The organism is Candidatus Palauibacter irciniicola (assembly GCF_965208695.1).
Lineage (GTDB): Bacteria > Gemmatimonadota > Gemmatimonadetes > Palauibacterales > Palauibacteraceae > Palauibacter > Palauibacter irciniicola.
In genome coordinates this window covers 543,005-558,214 of sequence record NZ_OZ242352.1, presented here as the reverse complement: position 1 = coordinate 558,214, position 15,210 = coordinate 543,005, and the positions used below count along the sequence as shown (strand labels likewise).

At 69.4% G+C, this 15,210-nt stretch carries 11 protein-coding genes; 1 reads left to right on the top strand and 10 read right to left on the bottom strand.

All coding sequences use genetic code 11. The annotated features are described in order from the left end of the window. Window positions 1-37: 37 nt before the first annotated feature. The 10 genes from ACOGI9_RS02300 to ACOGI9_RS02255 form a co-directional block, all read right to left on the bottom strand. Window positions 38-772 carry a DUF4070 domain-containing protein gene (locus ACOGI9_RS02300; protein WP_419858289.1) on the bottom strand — a complete coding sequence of 245 codons (735 nt, stop codon included), beginning with the start codon at window positions 770-772 and terminating at the stop codon, window positions 38-40. Next, a complete protein-coding gene (locus tag ACOGI9_RS02295) occupies window positions 769-1,554 on the bottom strand; it encodes a B12-binding domain-containing radical SAM protein (protein ID WP_419858288.1) in 786 nt (261 codons plus the stop codon). The genes ACOGI9_RS02300 and ACOGI9_RS02295 overlap by 4 nt, the downstream gene beginning before the upstream one ends. A 44-nt stretch (window positions 1,555-1,598) precedes the next feature. Then, window positions 1,599-1,874 (bottom strand): hypothetical protein, encoded by a 276-nt coding sequence (locus ACOGI9_RS02290; protein ID WP_419858287.1) that lies wholly within the window; start codon window positions 1,872-1,874, stop codon window positions 1,599-1,601. Between the two features lie 85 nt (window positions 1,875-1,959). Then, window positions 1,960-3,732 (bottom strand): solute carrier family 23 protein, encoded by a 1,773-nt coding sequence (locus ACOGI9_RS02285; RefSeq protein ID WP_419858286.1) that lies wholly within the window; start codon window positions 3,730-3,732, stop codon window positions 1,960-1,962. Continuing rightward, the gene (gene cysC / locus ACOGI9_RS02280; protein WP_419858285.1) at window positions 3,732-5,609 is read right to left on the bottom strand and encodes an adenylyl-sulfate kinase; all 1,878 of its coding nucleotides are present in this window, start codon (window positions 5,607-5,609) and stop codon (window positions 3,732-3,734) included. The genes ACOGI9_RS02285 and cysC overlap by 1 nt, the downstream gene beginning before the upstream one ends. Next, window positions 5,609-6,517, bottom strand: coding sequence for a sulfate adenylyltransferase subunit CysD (gene cysD / locus ACOGI9_RS02275; RefSeq protein ID WP_419859224.1), 909 nt, complete (start codon window positions 6,515-6,517; stop codon window positions 5,609-5,611). Before cysD ends, cysC begins: the two co-directional genes overlap by 1 nt. Further along, window positions 6,514-9,726: an efflux RND transporter permease subunit gene (locus ACOGI9_RS02270; protein ID WP_419858284.1), complete on the bottom strand. Its 3,213-nt coding sequence runs from the start codon at window positions 9,724-9,726 to the stop codon at window positions 6,514-6,516. The genes cysD and ACOGI9_RS02270 overlap by 4 nt, the downstream gene beginning before the upstream one ends. Further along, complete coding sequence (locus tag ACOGI9_RS02265) at window positions 9,723-10,958, bottom strand: efflux RND transporter periplasmic adaptor subunit (protein WP_419858283.1); 1,236 nt, start codon at window positions 10,956-10,958, stop codon at window positions 9,723-9,725. Before ACOGI9_RS02265 ends, ACOGI9_RS02270 begins: the two co-directional genes overlap by 4 nt. A gap of 98 nt (window positions 10,959-11,056) precedes the next feature. Further along, window positions 11,057-12,619, bottom strand: coding sequence for an efflux transporter outer membrane subunit (locus ACOGI9_RS02260; protein ID WP_419858282.1), 1,563 nt, complete (start codon window positions 12,617-12,619; stop codon window positions 11,057-11,059). Further along, complete coding sequence (locus tag ACOGI9_RS02255; RefSeq protein WP_419858281.1) at window positions 12,616-13,329, bottom strand: TetR/AcrR family transcriptional regulator; 714 nt, start codon at window positions 13,327-13,329, stop codon at window positions 12,616-12,618. The genes ACOGI9_RS02260 and ACOGI9_RS02255 overlap by 4 nt, the downstream gene beginning before the upstream one ends. Before the next feature lie 147 nt (window positions 13,330-13,476). Between ACOGI9_RS02255 and ACOGI9_RS02250 the strand changes: the two genes are divergently transcribed. Continuing rightward, window positions 13,477-15,210 (top strand): gamma-glutamyltransferase, encoded by a 1,734-nt coding sequence (locus ACOGI9_RS02250; protein WP_419858280.1) that lies wholly within the window; start codon window positions 13,477-13,479, stop codon window positions 15,208-15,210.

Here is a 15,210-nt window from a genome sequence, read left to right as displayed (position 1 = left end):
TCCGATCCGGCTTCATGGAACGATGCCGACTCCGACTTCAGGTAGTCCTTGAAGCCGCGGAGAACGGTCTGCTGGCGCGTGAACTTCTCGCAGTGATGGCCCGTGGCGGCCAGACTGATGGCCAGCGGCAGCAATCGAGGGTGGTCCTGGAGACTTTGGCGATGTAGCGCGAAAACGGCGGGAGCTGTTCCGGCGTGAGGCGCCGGCGGATTCCCATGATGCCCGCATAGAGGATGTGCCCGGCCACCGGCTTGTGGAGGTGCGGTACGGGATTGAGGTGGTCCAGCAGAGTAAGGCAGCGGTCGAAGTAGTTCTCCAGCGTCGAATCGTAGATGGTCCCGATGACCCGGAGATACCCCTCCACCAGCGTCGCGGGATCCATTTGCGGCTTGAAGTTCAGGGAGGTGTCGTCGATTGCGACGGGTTTGTCCAACAATCGATTCTCGCGCTCCAGCCGGGTCCAGAGGTTCGTGCCCTTGAGCGCGGTCAGCAGCCCGATCAGCGCCATCGGAATCCCGGTTTCCTGAATGAAATCGATCTGGGCATCGAACGCGTTGTCATCGTCGTCGTCGAGCCCGAGGATGAAGCCGCCCAGAACCTGCATGCCCTTCCCCTGAATCTTGCGCACAGCCTTGAACAGGTAGTCGTCATCGCGCGTGTCGATGTTCTGCGGTTTCTTCATCTTCTTGAGCGCCTTCGGGTTGGGCGTCTCAATGCCCAGGAAGACGGAGTCGAAACCGGCCTCGATCATGACATCCATCAAGTCGTTCATCCGGACGAGATTGACGCTCGCTTCCGTGAACAGGGAAAGGGGTGGTCGCGCTCCTTTTGCCATTCGGCGATCGCGGGGAGGAGCCTGGAGACCTCGCGCTTGTTGCCGATGAAGTTGTCGTCGACGAGAAAGAGAGGGCCCCGCCATCCCAATGCATACAGAAGCTCGAACTCGGCCACCATTTGTTCCGGGGATTTCGTTCGGGACACGCGGCCGTACAGCTTCGTGATGTCACAGAACTCGCAGTCGAAGGGGCATCCCCGCGAGAACTGCAGACACATCGAGTAGTAGTCGTTCAGGTCGATGAGGTCGAAACGGGGAAGCGGAGCGAGGGTCACATCCGGCCTCCGCGGGGCGCGATAGATGGCCTTTGCGGCGCCGTTCTCCAGGTCGCGAAGGAAGTCCGGGAAAGTCTCCTCGACCTCATCGAGCACGAAATGATCGACGCCCTCCATCTCCTCATGAAACGTAGTGGGATGCGGACCGCCGGCGATGACGGGAACCTGCGCGCGGTTGCAGCGCTCCACGACCTGCTCCAGCGAGGGGCGTTGCGGGATCATGCTCGACGTGAAGGCCAGGTCCGCCCACTCCAGGTCGGCGTCCTCGAGCGAAGTCACGTTGAGGTCGACCACGCGCAGGTTGTACCGCGATGGGAACATCGCGGCGACGGTTAGCAAGCCTAAAGGAGGAAAGGCCGCCCTGATTCCCATGATATCCAGGGCGTAGTTGTGGCCCCAGTATGTCGGCGGGTGCCTGGGATAGAGCAGCAGCGCGTTAGGCATGCGAAACCGGAGGCTCGCGCGATGCGCGGGTCAGTCCGCGCGAATCAGGAACCCTCGACAGCCCCTCGCACGGCCTCGTCGGCAGCGTCGAACAGCATCTTGCGCCATTTCTTCCGCTGATTCCGGAGCGCCTTCACCATCTCCCACAGCGCGTCGCGGACCCGCTCCACGGCCTCCTCTTTCGCTTCATCGGACAGCGCCTTGCCGCTCGTGAACTCGTACTTCTCGATCGCGAAGTCGGCGATGTCCAGGATGTTGTCTCCGACGACCGCGTAATCAACCGCGTTCCTCATGGCGGGGGCCTCGCGTGGCTCGCTCATCCGGTTCATCCTCGTGGAATGGATTTCTGGGGTTGCTGATCCTGCCACAGAATGAATGTCCGTCGGCAAAAATAGTCAACCGCATTCACGTCACTCCCCTCTCCCCCGCGGACCAGGCGCGGTTCACGTGCACGGTCAGGACATCGGCGTTGTGGTACTGGTGATGCTTGACGGAAGAGGCGTGATGCCGCAGCAGCGCCAGCGACAGATCCCGCTCGCTCGTCGGGTCGGGGCGGTCGCCGAGCAGGGCCATCTGGTTCTCCAGGTTGCCCTCGTGCGTCGCCGCGGTGAACTCCAGCCCGGCGCCGAAGCGGAGGTTCCGGGCCACGACGCGCAGCCGGCGCCCTCCGGGGGCGGGGGCGTGTTCGTCCTCTTCCTGGCGCAGGAGGCTCAGGAGCGCCTCTTCGGCGGCCGCCCGCAGGCGGTCCGTGGCCTTGCCGCTCCACTTGTACCTGGCCGCGAAGTCCCGGAGGAACCTGTCGAGTTCCGGGAGGTTCTCCGGGCGCAACCCCAGTTCGAGCCTGTGGCGGCGGGGTCCGGTCACGTCCAGGAACAGGTTCAGCAGCAGGATGGACAGCCCGCCCACGGTGAGACCGTTCGCCAGCATGCGGCCCATGGGCGTGGCGAGGTAGGCGGGGAAGATCGCCTGGAACTGGATCCCCGCCCCGATCCAGAACGCCAGGCCCGCGATCAGCGAATACTGCCGGTCGATCCCCTCCTGGAAGAGGATCCGCATGCCCTGCACGAAGATGAGGCCGAACACGACGGTGATGTAGGCGCCGAGCACCGGCGCCGGGATCGCCAGGATGACGGCCGTGATCTTCGGGACGAAGGCGAGAGCGATGAAACCGGCCCCGATGACGACGCCGACCCTCCGGGCGGCGACGCCAATGCCGCTCGCGAGAGCGATCCCGGCGACGTAGGGCCACGGCGGCAGCACGCCGGCGAAACCCGACAGGAGCGTGCCCGCCCCGCACGCGGCGACGGAGCCCTGGACCCGGCGGAAATCGACCGCCCGCGGCTCGCGCCGGGAGAGGTGCTGCATGCGGACGTTGTCGGTCACCTGCCGGATCGTGATCACGAAGGACACGAAGAGGAACCCGGGCAGGAGGAGCCAGAAACTCGCGTCGAAGCTCAGGTCCAGGCCGGTGGCCGGGGGAGTCGGGATCCCGATCCAGCGGGCCTCCGCCACGCGTCCGAAGTCGAGGATCCCGAACAGGGCTGCGGTTACGCAGCCCGCGGCGATCCCGATGACGGCGTTCCACGCGCGCACCCACCGCTTGCCCCGGAGCAGGAGGCCGACGACGCACAGCATGGTGACCGCGGCGACGGTGGGGGCCGCGGCCGGCGGCGCGTTCTCCGGCACCCGCGTGAGCATGGCGAACGCCAGCGGCATGATCGTCACCGCCACGAGCGCCGTCAGCGTGCCCGACACGACCGGCGTGATGATGCGCCGGAGCAGCGCCAGGCGGGCCGCCAGCGCGAGTTGGCACAGCCCCGCGGCGAGGACCAGCACCCCCAGCAGCGCCGGGCCGCCCGCCACGAGCGCGAGCGCGCCGACCCCGATCGAAGCCCCCGAGGCGCCCATGACGGTCAGCGTTCCCCCGCCGAGGCCGGCGAAGCGCTTCGCCTGGACGATCGTGAGCAGGCCGCCGATCACCATGCTCGCGAAGATCGCCCAGCGGAGGTATTCGGCGCTCTGGTCCGCGACGCGCGCGACGATCGTCGTGACCACCACCAGGGGCAGGCAGACGAGGACCGCCGTCTGCGCGCCGACCACGAGGCTCACCGCGCGCGGCGGATGCTCGTCCGCGGCGAATCGCAGCTTCGCGACGTCCGAGCCGGGTCCGTTCGCCATCAGCGATCCTCCGTCACGGGGGAAGGTGGAGCCGGAAACTCGCGGTCGAGTCTCTCCGTCAGCCGGTCCACACATTCTTCGGGAGAGAGTCGTTCGGTGTCCAGGTGGAGATCGGCGTGCTCAGGCGGTTCGTAGGGACTGTCGACGCCCGTGAAATTCCTGATCTCTCCCCTGAGCGCCTTGGCGTAGAGGCCCTTCGGGTCGCGCTCCGCGCACGCCTCGAGCGACGCGTCCACGAAGACCTCCACGAAGTCGCCGGGGGCGAACAGGCTGCGGGCGTAGTCGCGTTCCGACCGGAAGGGGCTGATGAAGGCGACGATGACGATCAGACCCGCGTCGACCATGAGGCGGGCGACCTCCGCCACCCGCCGGATGTTCTCCACCCGATCGGCCTCGGTGAAGCCGAGGTCCCGGCACAGGCCGTGGCGCACGTTGTCGCCGTCCAGCAGATACGTATGCCGTCCCTCCGCGGTCAGACGCCGGTCGAGCAGGTTGGCGATGGTGGACTTCCCCGAAGCGGACATCCCGGTCAGCCACACGCACTGGGCGCGCTGGAGCTTGAGCCGCGAGCGGACATCCTTCGATACGTCCAGATGCTGCCATTTCACGTTCGCCGCCCGCATGAGCGGGAAGACGATCGTGCCGGCGGCCACCGTCGCGTTCGTGGCGAGATCGATCAGGATGAAGCCGCCCAGTTCGCGCGACTGGTCGAAGGGCGCGAAGGGCACCGGGCGGTCGGTCGCGAGGTTCACCGTGCCGAGATCGTTCAGGCGCAGCACGGAAGCGGCCAGTTCGTGGCCGTTCGACACGTCCAGCCGGTGCCGGATCCGGGTGACGGCGGCGCCCACTTCCCGTGAGTGGAGCTTCATCGCGTACCGGCGGCCCACGGCGAGCGGCTCGTCGTGCATCCAGACGAGGCGCGCCTGGAACTGGTCCGCCACCTCGACGGGTTCGTCGGCGCTCACGACGACATCGCCCCGCGTGACGTCGACGTCGGGGGTGAGCGTCACCGTGACCGAGTCGCCGCGGGCGGCGCGGTCGCGGGCATCGTCGCCGACCGCGATCGACGCCACGCGGCTCCCGGTTCCGGCGGGCGAAATGCGGACGGCATCGCCGACCGCCACCGCGCCGGCGGCCACGCGCCCGCAGTATCCCCGAAAGTCGGAGTGCGGCCGGTTCACGTACTGGACCGGCATCCGAAACGGCCGGTCGGCGCGGCCCCCCTCGACATCCACGGTCTCGAGATGGGCGAGGAGCGTCGGGCCGTCGTACCACGACGCCGACGTGCCGTTTCGGGTGAGGTTGGCCCCGGTCAGCGCCGAGACCGGAATCGCCTCGACCGCGGCGAGGCCGATCTCGTCGGCGATCGCGCGCCAGGAGGCGCGGATCGATTCGAAGACGTCCCGGTCCCATTCGACGAGATCCATCTTGTTCACGGCGAGGACCGCGTGGCGGACGCCGAACATGGCCGCGATCCGCGTGTGCCGCGCCGTCTGGGGAAGCACCCCCCGGCGCGCGTCCACCAGGACGACGGCCAGGTCGGCGGTCGAGGCGCCCGTCGCCATGTTGCGGGTGTACTGCTCGTGGCCCGGCGCGTCGGCCACGATGAACCGGCGGCGCGGCGTCTCGAAGCTGCGGTACGCGACGTCGATCGTGATGCCCTGTTCGCGCTCGTCGCGCAGTCCGTCGACGAGCAGGGCGAAGTCGGTCGCCTTCCCCTGCGTGCCGTAGCGGGCCGAGTCCTGCTCCACGCGCCTCAGTTCGTCCGAGAAGACCTGGCGGCAATCGTACAGGAGCCGGCCGATGACGGTGCTCTTGCCGTCGTCGACGCTGCCGCAGAGCACGAAGCGCAGGGTCGGCGGCAGGGACGGCGGCATCAGAAGTAGCCCTGTTTCTTCTTGAGTTCCATCGAGCCGTCGCGGTCATGGTCGATGAGGCGTCCCGCCCGTTCGGAGCGATCCGTCGCGAGCGTCTCGGCGATGACCGCGTCGAGCGTATCCGCGTCGCTCTCGACGGCGGCGGTCAGCGGGTAGCAGCCCAGTGTCCGGAAGCGGATGCGCCGTGGCCGCGGCTCCTCACCCGGGAGCAGCGGCATCCGGTCGTCGTCGACCATGATCCACCGTCCGTCCCGCTCGACGACGGGACGTTCGGCGGCGTAGTAGAGCGGGACGATCGGGATCTCCTCCGCGCGGATGTATCGCCAGACGTCCGCTTCGGTCCAGTTGGAAAGCGGCGACACGCGCAGGGATTCTCCGGGTCCCAGACGCGTGTTGTACAGGTTCCACGGCTCCGGGCGCTGCGCCTTCGGGTCCCACTGGTGGGCCGCGTCGCGCAACGAGAACACGCGTTCCTTGGCGCGCGACTTCTCCTCGTCCCGCCGCGCCCCGACGAAGATGATGTCGTATTCGCCCTCGTCGAGCGCCTGCCGCAGCGCGACCGTCTTCATGATGTCGGTGTAGCGTTCCGATCCGTGATCGAACGGATTGATGCCCTCGCGCAGCCCGTCCTCGTTCGTGTGAACGCGGAGTTCCACGCCCGCGGCCGCCGCCGCCCGGTCCCGGAACGCGATCATCTCCCGGAACTTCCACGTCGTGTCGATGTGAAGCAGCGGGAAGGGCGGCGCTGCCGGCCGGAAGGCCTTCCGGGCAAGGTGCAGGAGCACCGAGGAATCCTTCCCGATCGAATACAGCATCACGGGCCGCGACGCCGCCGCGAGGCCCTCCCGGAGGATTTCTATGGCTTCGGACTCGAGCGACGCCAGCCAGGCGCCCGAGAGATCGTTCAGCGCTCGAACCCTCCCGCGGCCAGGCCCAGTCGGGGCTTCCGCCGCCAGCGCACGAAGGCCCGCTTCGCCCGCACCGTGAACGTGTAGTTCATCATCGCCAGGGCCGGCACGGCGAGCATGATGATGAAGGTGGCGAACAGGATCCCGAACCCGAGGCTCACCGCCATGGGCGAGAGGAACTGCGCCTGCGTGCTGCGCTCGAGGATGATCGGCGAGACCCCGAGGAAGGTGGTCACGGAGGTCAGCATGATGGGGCGGAAGCGGACCTTCGCTCCCTGCACGATGGCCTCGGACATGGGAAGCCCCGCCCGGTACCGTTCGTTGATGAAGTCGATGAGGACGAGCGAGTCGTTCACGACCACGCCCGACAGGCCCACGAGCCCGAACATGGAGAGCATGCCGAGGTCGAGTCCCATGATCAGGTGCCCGATCGCGGCGCCCACGAGCCCCAGCGGAATCGAGGCCATGACGACGAGCGGCTGCAGGTACGAGCGGAAGGGGATGGCGAGGAGCGCGTAGATCGCGAGCAGGGCGAGCAGGAAACCGCGGGCGATCCCCTCGAACGCCAGCGTCTGCTGGCGCTGCTCTCCGCCGAACCCGTAGCGAAGGCCCGGATACCGGGCCTGCAGTTCCGGCAGGATCGCCGAGGTGATCTCCGTGTTGACCTCCTGTCCCGTGATCACGGCCGCGTCCACATCCGCCGTGACCGTCACGATGCGGCGCCCATCGATCCGGTTGATCGTCGACGAGGCAACCCCGAAGGACACGTCCGCGACCTCAGACAGCGGCGCCTCGCCGCCCGTCGGCGTCCGGATCCGGTAGTCCTGGAGGTCGGCGAGCGTGTTCCGCTCCGATTCCGGGAGCCGGACGTAGACGCGCACCTCGTCGCGGCCCCGCTGGAGGCGGTAGACCTCGTTCCCGAAGAACGCCCCGCGCACCTGGCGCGCCAGGTCGTCGAGCGTGATCCCGAGCGTCCGGGCGGCGGGCTTGAGTTCCAGCTCCAGCTCGCGCTTGCCCCGGCCCCGGTCGTCGCGGACCTCCGCCACGCCCGCGATGCGCACCAGGCGGTTCGTAAACTCCGGCACCGCCGCGTTCAGCATCGCCGTATCCGGGTGGGAGAGTTCCACCTGCACCGGCGACCCCAGGTCGATGAGGATGGAACTGAACGTGAGTTCCCGCGCGCCGGCGACCGGCCCGACGCGTTCCCGCCAGGCCCGCTCCACCTCGATGGCCGGCAGGTCCCGGATCTCCGGGTCGGTCAGCCGCAGGCTCACCTCGGCGATGTTCGACCGGACGAAGCTCGCCTCGGCGCTCATCCCGGGGCCTCCGGCCTGCGAGGGGCGCTGTCCGATGCTCGTGAAGACCGCTTCGACCAGGGGCGGCTCGTCGTCCGGCAACTGCGCTTCCAGTTCCGCGATCGCCGCGTATCCCTGCCCCTCCACGTAGCTCGCGACTTCCGCCGTGCGCTCGCTCGTCGTGCCTTCGGCCATCTCGATGTAGGCCACGACCTCTTCGCCCTCGATCACGGGCAGAAGGCTGAACCGGAGATGCCGTCCCGCCACCAGCCCCCCCACGATCATCAGGGAGGAGACCGCCCCGAGCACGGTCAGCCCCGGACGCCGCACCGCGAACCGCACGGAGCGCTCCAGCGGGCCGTCGATGAAGCGCTGCAGGTTCGTCTGGACGAGCGCCTGCAGGCGGTAGACGGGCCCCAGCCAGCCTCCCTTCCCGCGGCTCGCACCCGGCGCCGGGAGGTGCGAGAGGTGATACGGGAGGATGAACAGGACCTCGACGAGCGAGAGCAGCAGCACGGAGATCACGATCGCGGGGATCACGTAGAGGAACTTCCCGAGGCTGCCCGGCACGAAGAGCAGCGGGGTGAACGCCGCCACGGTCGTGAACACGGCGAAGATCACGGGCACGGAGACGCGTCTCGTGCCCCTGATCGCCGCCCGCAACGCGGCCGTGCCCTTCTCTCGTTCAGCGAAGATGTTCTCCCCCACCACGATCGCGTCGTCCACCACGATCCCGATCGCGAGGATGAAGCCGAACAGCGTCATCATGTTGATGGAGATCCCGAACCACGCCATCACCGCGAACACGCCGGCGAAGGAGAGGAAGATCCCGACGGCGGTCCAGAACGCGAGGCGCAGGTCGAGGAAGAGGGCGAGCGCGATGAGGACCAGGATCAGACCCAGCCGGCCGTTCTTGATGAGGAGGTCGATGCGGCTCTGCAGGTACGAGGCTTCGCTGCGCCAGATGCTGTAGTCGACGCCCCGCGGGAGCGAGATCGCCAACTCCTCTTCGAGGTAGCGCTCGACTTCGTCGGAGATCTCCAGGACGCGCTCGTCCCCGGTCCGCAGGACCTGCACGAAGGCCGTCGGCTGCCCGTTGTAGGCGTTGATGAGGTCGACGTCCTCGAAGCCGTCCCGGATGTCGGCGACGTCGGACAGGCGGAGCATCGACCCGTCGACATTCGCCCGCACGACGAGGTCCGCGAAGTCCGCCCGCGTGTAGTTCTGGCCCCGGATGTGAACGAGGATCTCCTCGCGGTCCGTCTCGACGCTCCCGCCGGGAAGGTCGAGGCTGCCGCGCCGCACCGCCGCGGCCACCTCGTCGAGCGTCAGACCGTGGGCGCGCAGGGCCGCCTTCGACACCTCGATCGAGATCTCGTATTGGCGGACGCCGGAGACGCGGACGAGGGAGATCATCGGCAGCGAGGTGAGGTCATCCTTGACGCGGTTCGCGATCTCCTTGAGCGTCCGCTCGGGAACGTCGCCGAAGATCGCGATCTCCATGACGCGGCCTTGCGCCGACAGCGCGACCACCTCCGGCTCCTCCGCATCGACGGGGAAGCTCGTGATCCGGTCGATGGCGGACTTGATCTCGTCCAGCGTCTTCGACTCGTCCGTGCCCAGCGACAGTTCGGCGAGCACGATGCCGACGCCCTCCGAAGCGGCGCCCGTGACGCGGTCGACGCCCTGGATGCCGGTGATCCGCTCCTCGACCCGCCGCACGATCGCCTGCTCGACCTCGTCGGGCGACGCGCCGGGGTACTGGACCTGCACCTGGATCGTGTCGAGGGAGATCTCGGGGAACGTCTCCTGCGGCAGACTGACGAGGCTCACGAACCCCGCCAGGATGATCAGCACCATCAGCAGGTTCGCGGCGACTCCATGCTTGGCCATCCACCCGATCGCCCGCCTCATGAGCCGTCTCCTTCCCGCTCATCGCCGTTGGCGCCGCGCTCCCACGGCTCCGCGCTCTCCAGGAGCTGAACCGGCCGCACCGTCATGCCCTCGGTGACGAAGAGGAGCATCGAAACGATGACCGGGGTGCCGTCCGGGATGGGCCCGAGCACCACGGCTTCATCGTCCACCTCCTGGATCGGCTCGACCGGGGTCATGACGAGCAGGGTGTCGTCCGCCACCGTCCACAGGACATCGCCGTCGCGGACGGCGGCGGCCGGGACGACGGCGTATTCCTCGAAGCTCGTGCCTTCGATGTCCACCGTCGCGTAGCTGCCGAGCAGGAGCGGCGGGCGGCGTGGCTCGTCCTCCGGGGCCGTGAACGGCTCGGGTACGGTGACGACGACGTCGACCGTCCGCGTCTGCTCGTCGAGCGCCGCCTCCGCCCGGTCCACGTATCCCGACCACGCGTACTCGACCCCGCCGTACTCGGACACGATCTCGACCGGGATGCGGGTCGCGGCATCGCCGGCCCGCGCGTTCCACAGGCGCTCGATCAGCGCGGCCTCGTTGTCGCTCAGCGGCACGACGATCTCCACCGCGTCCGTCGCGTACAGACGGCCGACGGCCTGGCCGGCCGCGACGAACTGCCCGGGATCGACCGTCTCCTCGCGCACGATTCCGTTGAACGGAGCCCGGATCCAGGTCCGCTCCAGCGCCAGGCGCGCGTCTTCCAGCCTGGCCCTGGCGCTCCGGAGGGCCGCGGCGGCCGCATCGAGCTGGGGCTGCCGCGTGACGAGGGCGTTGGGCGGCGTCGGGTCGAGGTTCTCGCGGGCGGCGAGGCGCCTCCATTCGTCGAGCGCCAGCCGCGCGTTCTCCTCGGCTTCCAGCAACGCCACCTCGCGCTGGGCGACATCCGCCTCCGCGGCCTCGACGGCGTTCTCGTAGTCCGCCGGGTCCACGCGCAGCAGCGGCTCGTTCTCGACGAAGCGCCCGCCGCTCACGAGCGCGGCCGAGGTCCAGATCACACGCCCACCGACCTGCGACGCGATCGTGACCTCCGCGCTGGGACGGACGGTGCCGCCGCCCCGCACCTTGATCGCGCCCTGCGTCACGCGGGCGGGCACCGTGCTGACCGTGGGGATCACGCGCGGCGGCTCCACCTCCGCCGGTTCGGCGCGCATGCCGAACAGCAGCGCGAAGCCGAACACTCCCACGCCGATGACGATCGCCCCCTGTACCAGCCGCTTCATGAACGTGGGCGGGGCAACGGGCGCCCCCGTGTCCCCGGGCGCCCCGTGTCCCCGGCCTCGTGCGGCGTCTGCCGCGTCACGTCTTCCATCGTTCCGCCCTATCTCCGATCGGGGAGCGACGGCGCGCCCCCCGCGTCTTCATTCGCTTCGATGTCCTCGACATCCTCCGCCACCCACGCGCCGCCCAGGGCGCGGTGCACGGCGAGCCGCGCCTCTCCGATGCCGCGTTCCGCGAGCACCCGGGTGGTTTCGGCGCCGTTCAGGTTGACCCTCGCGTCCAGGTACTCGACGTAATCCCCCACCCCGCTCTGGTACCGCTCCAACTGGTTCTCCAGCGAGGCGCGGGCGTCGGCGACCTGTTCCATGACCTGCGCGTACCGCTCCCGCTCGTTCTCGAACTGCCGCAGGCTCGTCCGCACCTCCCGGTAGGCGTCCAGCACCGTGCGCGCGTAGGCGATCAGCGCCTGGTCGTACTGCGCCCAGGCCGCCCCGACGTTGGCCCGCAGGCGGCCGCCCTGGAAGATCGGCGCGACGAGGCCGCCGATCAGGTTCGTGAACCACTGGTCGATGAACCGCAGATCTCCGATTTCGCCCGCCTGGCGGCCCCCGGCCCCGTTCAGGGAGATCGTCGGGAGCAGTTCGGCCCGGCGCGCCCCCACCCTGCGGCGCGCCGCCTCGACGCGCTCGAACGCGGCCATGACGTCGGGCCGGTCCTCGAGCAGCGACACCGGCAGCCCGCCGGGAATCGGGGTCGTATCGACCGCCGGCTCGAGTGCCGGCGGCAGAAGATCTTCGATCATCCCCGCGTATCGTCCCACGAGGAGGGCCAGGCGTCCTTCCGCATCGTCCACGGCCGTGCGCAGGCCCGGCAGGTTCGACTCGGCCGTCCGGTACTGCTGCCGGATCGCGTAGAGTTCGAAGGTGTTCGTGACGCCGGCCTGATACCGCTCCCGGGTGAGTTCGGCGCGCTCCCGCAGCAGGTCGACGTTGTCCTCGGCGATGGCGAGCTGCGCCCGCGCCGAGACGACCTCGAGATACGTCGAGATGGTGGACGCGATGACCGTGAGCCGTACGGTCTCCGCGTCCGCCCGGGAAGCCAGGAAGTCGCGGACCGCCGCCCCGGATTCGTTGCGCAGCCGGCCCCAGAAATCGAGTTCGTACGCGAAGCCGAGCGAGGCCGAGTATGTCGTGAACTCGAACCGGTCGGGAAAATCGAAGCTGAGCCCCGGGATCGGGCTCTCGCCGCCATCGTCGCCCCCGAACTGCGACCCCAGGCCCGTGTTGGCGGGAGTGCTGGACCGGTTGCCGTTCGCGTCGAGCGTCAGCGCCGGGAAGAGCGGCGCCCGCGCGATCCGGTACCGGTGCCGCAGTTCCTCGAGCCGCGCCACGGCTTCGTGCAGGTCGAGGTTGGCGACGAGCGCCGTCTCGATCAGGTGGTCCAGCGTCGCGTCGTCGAACGCACGCCACCAGTCGCGGGGCTCGGGCGCCGCTTCGGCGGGAGGAGCTTCCGCATCGTACGCCGCGGGGAGTTGGGCGACCGGGGCCGGGAGCCGGGGGCCCGGCGCGAACGAACACGCGCCTGCCGCCGCGAGCAGGAGAAATCCGCCCGCTCGCAGCCAACCGCGCGCGCCGACCCCGGAAACCGCCGTCGCGGCGCTCACGCGAGCGCCTCCGTCCGAACGACTTCCTCGGCCGGCCGCAGGCCCGCCAGCAGGAGGTCGACGATGTGCGCCTTCCGTTCCTCCAGGAAGCGATCGAAGTCCTCCACGGCCCGGGAGTGGAAGAGGCGCACCGTCGGGAGCGCGACGAACGGAAACAGGCAGGCGGACACGATCGTGAGCAGCGTGTGCCGGAGGTCGACCTCGCGGATCTCGCCCGCGCCGAGGGCCGCGCGCAGCCGGTCCTCGAGCAGGAGCCCCGGCACCTCCTCGCGGGCCTCGATCGCGGCGGTGAGGTGCCGCTCCAGGACGCCGCCGCCGCACAGGCACTCGTTCAGCATGAGGCGGGCCATGTCCTGGTGCTCGTAGATGTAGTCGATGTAGCCGTACACGAAGGCGCGCAGACTGTCCTCGACCCCCTCCTCCGCCCGCAGCGACTGGCTGAGCCCGGCCATGAACTGCCGGCACCCGTGCTCGAACACGGCCTCGTAGAGCTGTTCCTTGGTGCGGAAGTAGTAGTGCAGCAGCGCGCGATTGATCCCGGCGTGATCCGCGATCTCCTGCAATCGGGCGCCGTCCCGTCCCTTGCGGGCGAACACGGTCAGCGCGGCGTCGAAGATCCTCTGTTCGGTATCCGGCGGTCGGGTCTCGGTATCCGGCGGCCGGGTCGCGGCCGGAGCTTGCGGCACCATCGCGATCCTCGCGTTATCCAAATCGTTTAACAGTCTTGTCAAGACGGGTCGCACCCTAGTCACGGCTCGTACCGGGCGCAAGTTTCCCGCGGCGGGATGCATCGCCGCCCGACTCCGGCAGGGCATTGGCCACGGGCTGCCGGGGACCGCAACACCGACGGAGGATCGATGAAGCCAGGCATCCGGATGTACGGCACGACCGTTCTCGCGCTACTCGCGTTCGCGGCGGTTCCGCTCGGGTTGGGCGCGCAGAGCGCGCCGCAGGTCGCGCGCTCGGCGGACGGGGTCGTCGTCGCGGCGCAGCCGCTGGCCGCCGCCGCGGGCGCCCGGATGCTGGAACTCGGGGGGAACGCCGCGGATGCGGCCGTCGCCGCCGCGTTCGCGATCTCCGTGGTCGAACCGAGCATGAACAGCATCGGGGGGCGCAACCAGATCCTCATTCGGACGCCCGACGGCGGGGTCGCGGGCATCGACGGGACGACATCGGTCCCGCTGGGATACGATCCGGCCACGGCGCCCCGCGCCGCCTACGGCTATCCGACCGTCGGCGTGCCCGGCTCGGTCGCGGGCCTCATGCGCCTGCACGAGGAATACGGATCGCTCCCCCTGACCACGATCATGGCCCCGGCGATCGATTACGCGGCGCACGGGTTCCGGCTGCTGCCCGGCGAAGCGCGCCGCCAGGCGGGATCGCGCGACCAGGTGGCGGAGTCCGAAGGCGCCCGGCGCTACTACCTGAAGGCGGACGGGTCGCCCTACCGCCCCGGCGACCGGCTCGTGCAGTCGGACATGGCCGCCACGCTGAGGACGATTTCCCTCGGCGGCGGCGACGCCTTCTACCGCGGGGAGATCGCCGGCCGCATCGCCGACGACATGGCGGCGAACGGCGGCTTCCTGACCCGCGAGGCGCTGGCGGCCTACGAAGCGGAGGACTCGCGCATCGTGCGCGGATCCTACCGCGGGTTCGAGATCGTCGGTTCCGACATCCCGGCCTCCGGCGCGATCGCGATCCTCGCCCTCCAGATCGCCGAGGTCTTCGATCCCGACGGCATGAGCGACGAGGCGTGGGCCTCCGTCATCGCCCAGTCCCTCGCCATCGCCATGACGGAATACCGACGGCCGAGTTCGGACTCCTCCGCCGTGCGCGTGACGTCGAAGGCGTTCGCCCGTCAGCTCGCCGAGCAGGTGCGGGTGCCCGTGGAGGCGGCCATCGAATCCGGCGCGGAATCCTGGGCCGCGTCGGGGGCCGCATCAGGGCCGGCAGGTTCATGGTCCGCCGCCAGCGCTCAGGCGCTGGGACTGCCGCCGGAAGACGGCCACACGACGCATCTCTCTGCCGCCGACGGAAACGGCATGGCCATCGCGCTCACCCAGACCATCGGCCCCGGCATGGGAGCGAAGGTCGCCACCCCCGGACTCGGGTTCCTCTACGCCGTGACCCTGGGCGGCTACCTCGGGATCAGCGAACCGGGCGAGCGCGCGCGGTCCGGCATCACGCCCTTCATGGTCCTCGACGACGGCGAGCCGTTCCTCGTCCTCGGCGCGGCCGGCGGCATCCGGATCATCTCGGCGGTCGTCCAGGCCGTGACCCGGGTCATCGATGATGGCCTCGCGCTACCCGCCGCGCTCGCGGCCCCCCGCGTGCATCCCGACATGGGCCCGGACGGGCTCGCGGGCTTCTCCGTGGAAGCGGGCCCCGAGGACGGCTGGTCCGGGACCTCGATGGAGGAATTCCGGGAGATGGGATTCGAGATCACGCCCACGCCGCGGCAGGGCGCGTTCGGGCGCATCCACGGCCTGCAGTACGACGCTGCCACCCGCACCTGGATCGGGGCCGCCGACCCCGACTGGGAGGGCGCCGCCGTGGCGCCCCGCCCGCCGGGCCCTGCGGGGGGGCGCTGA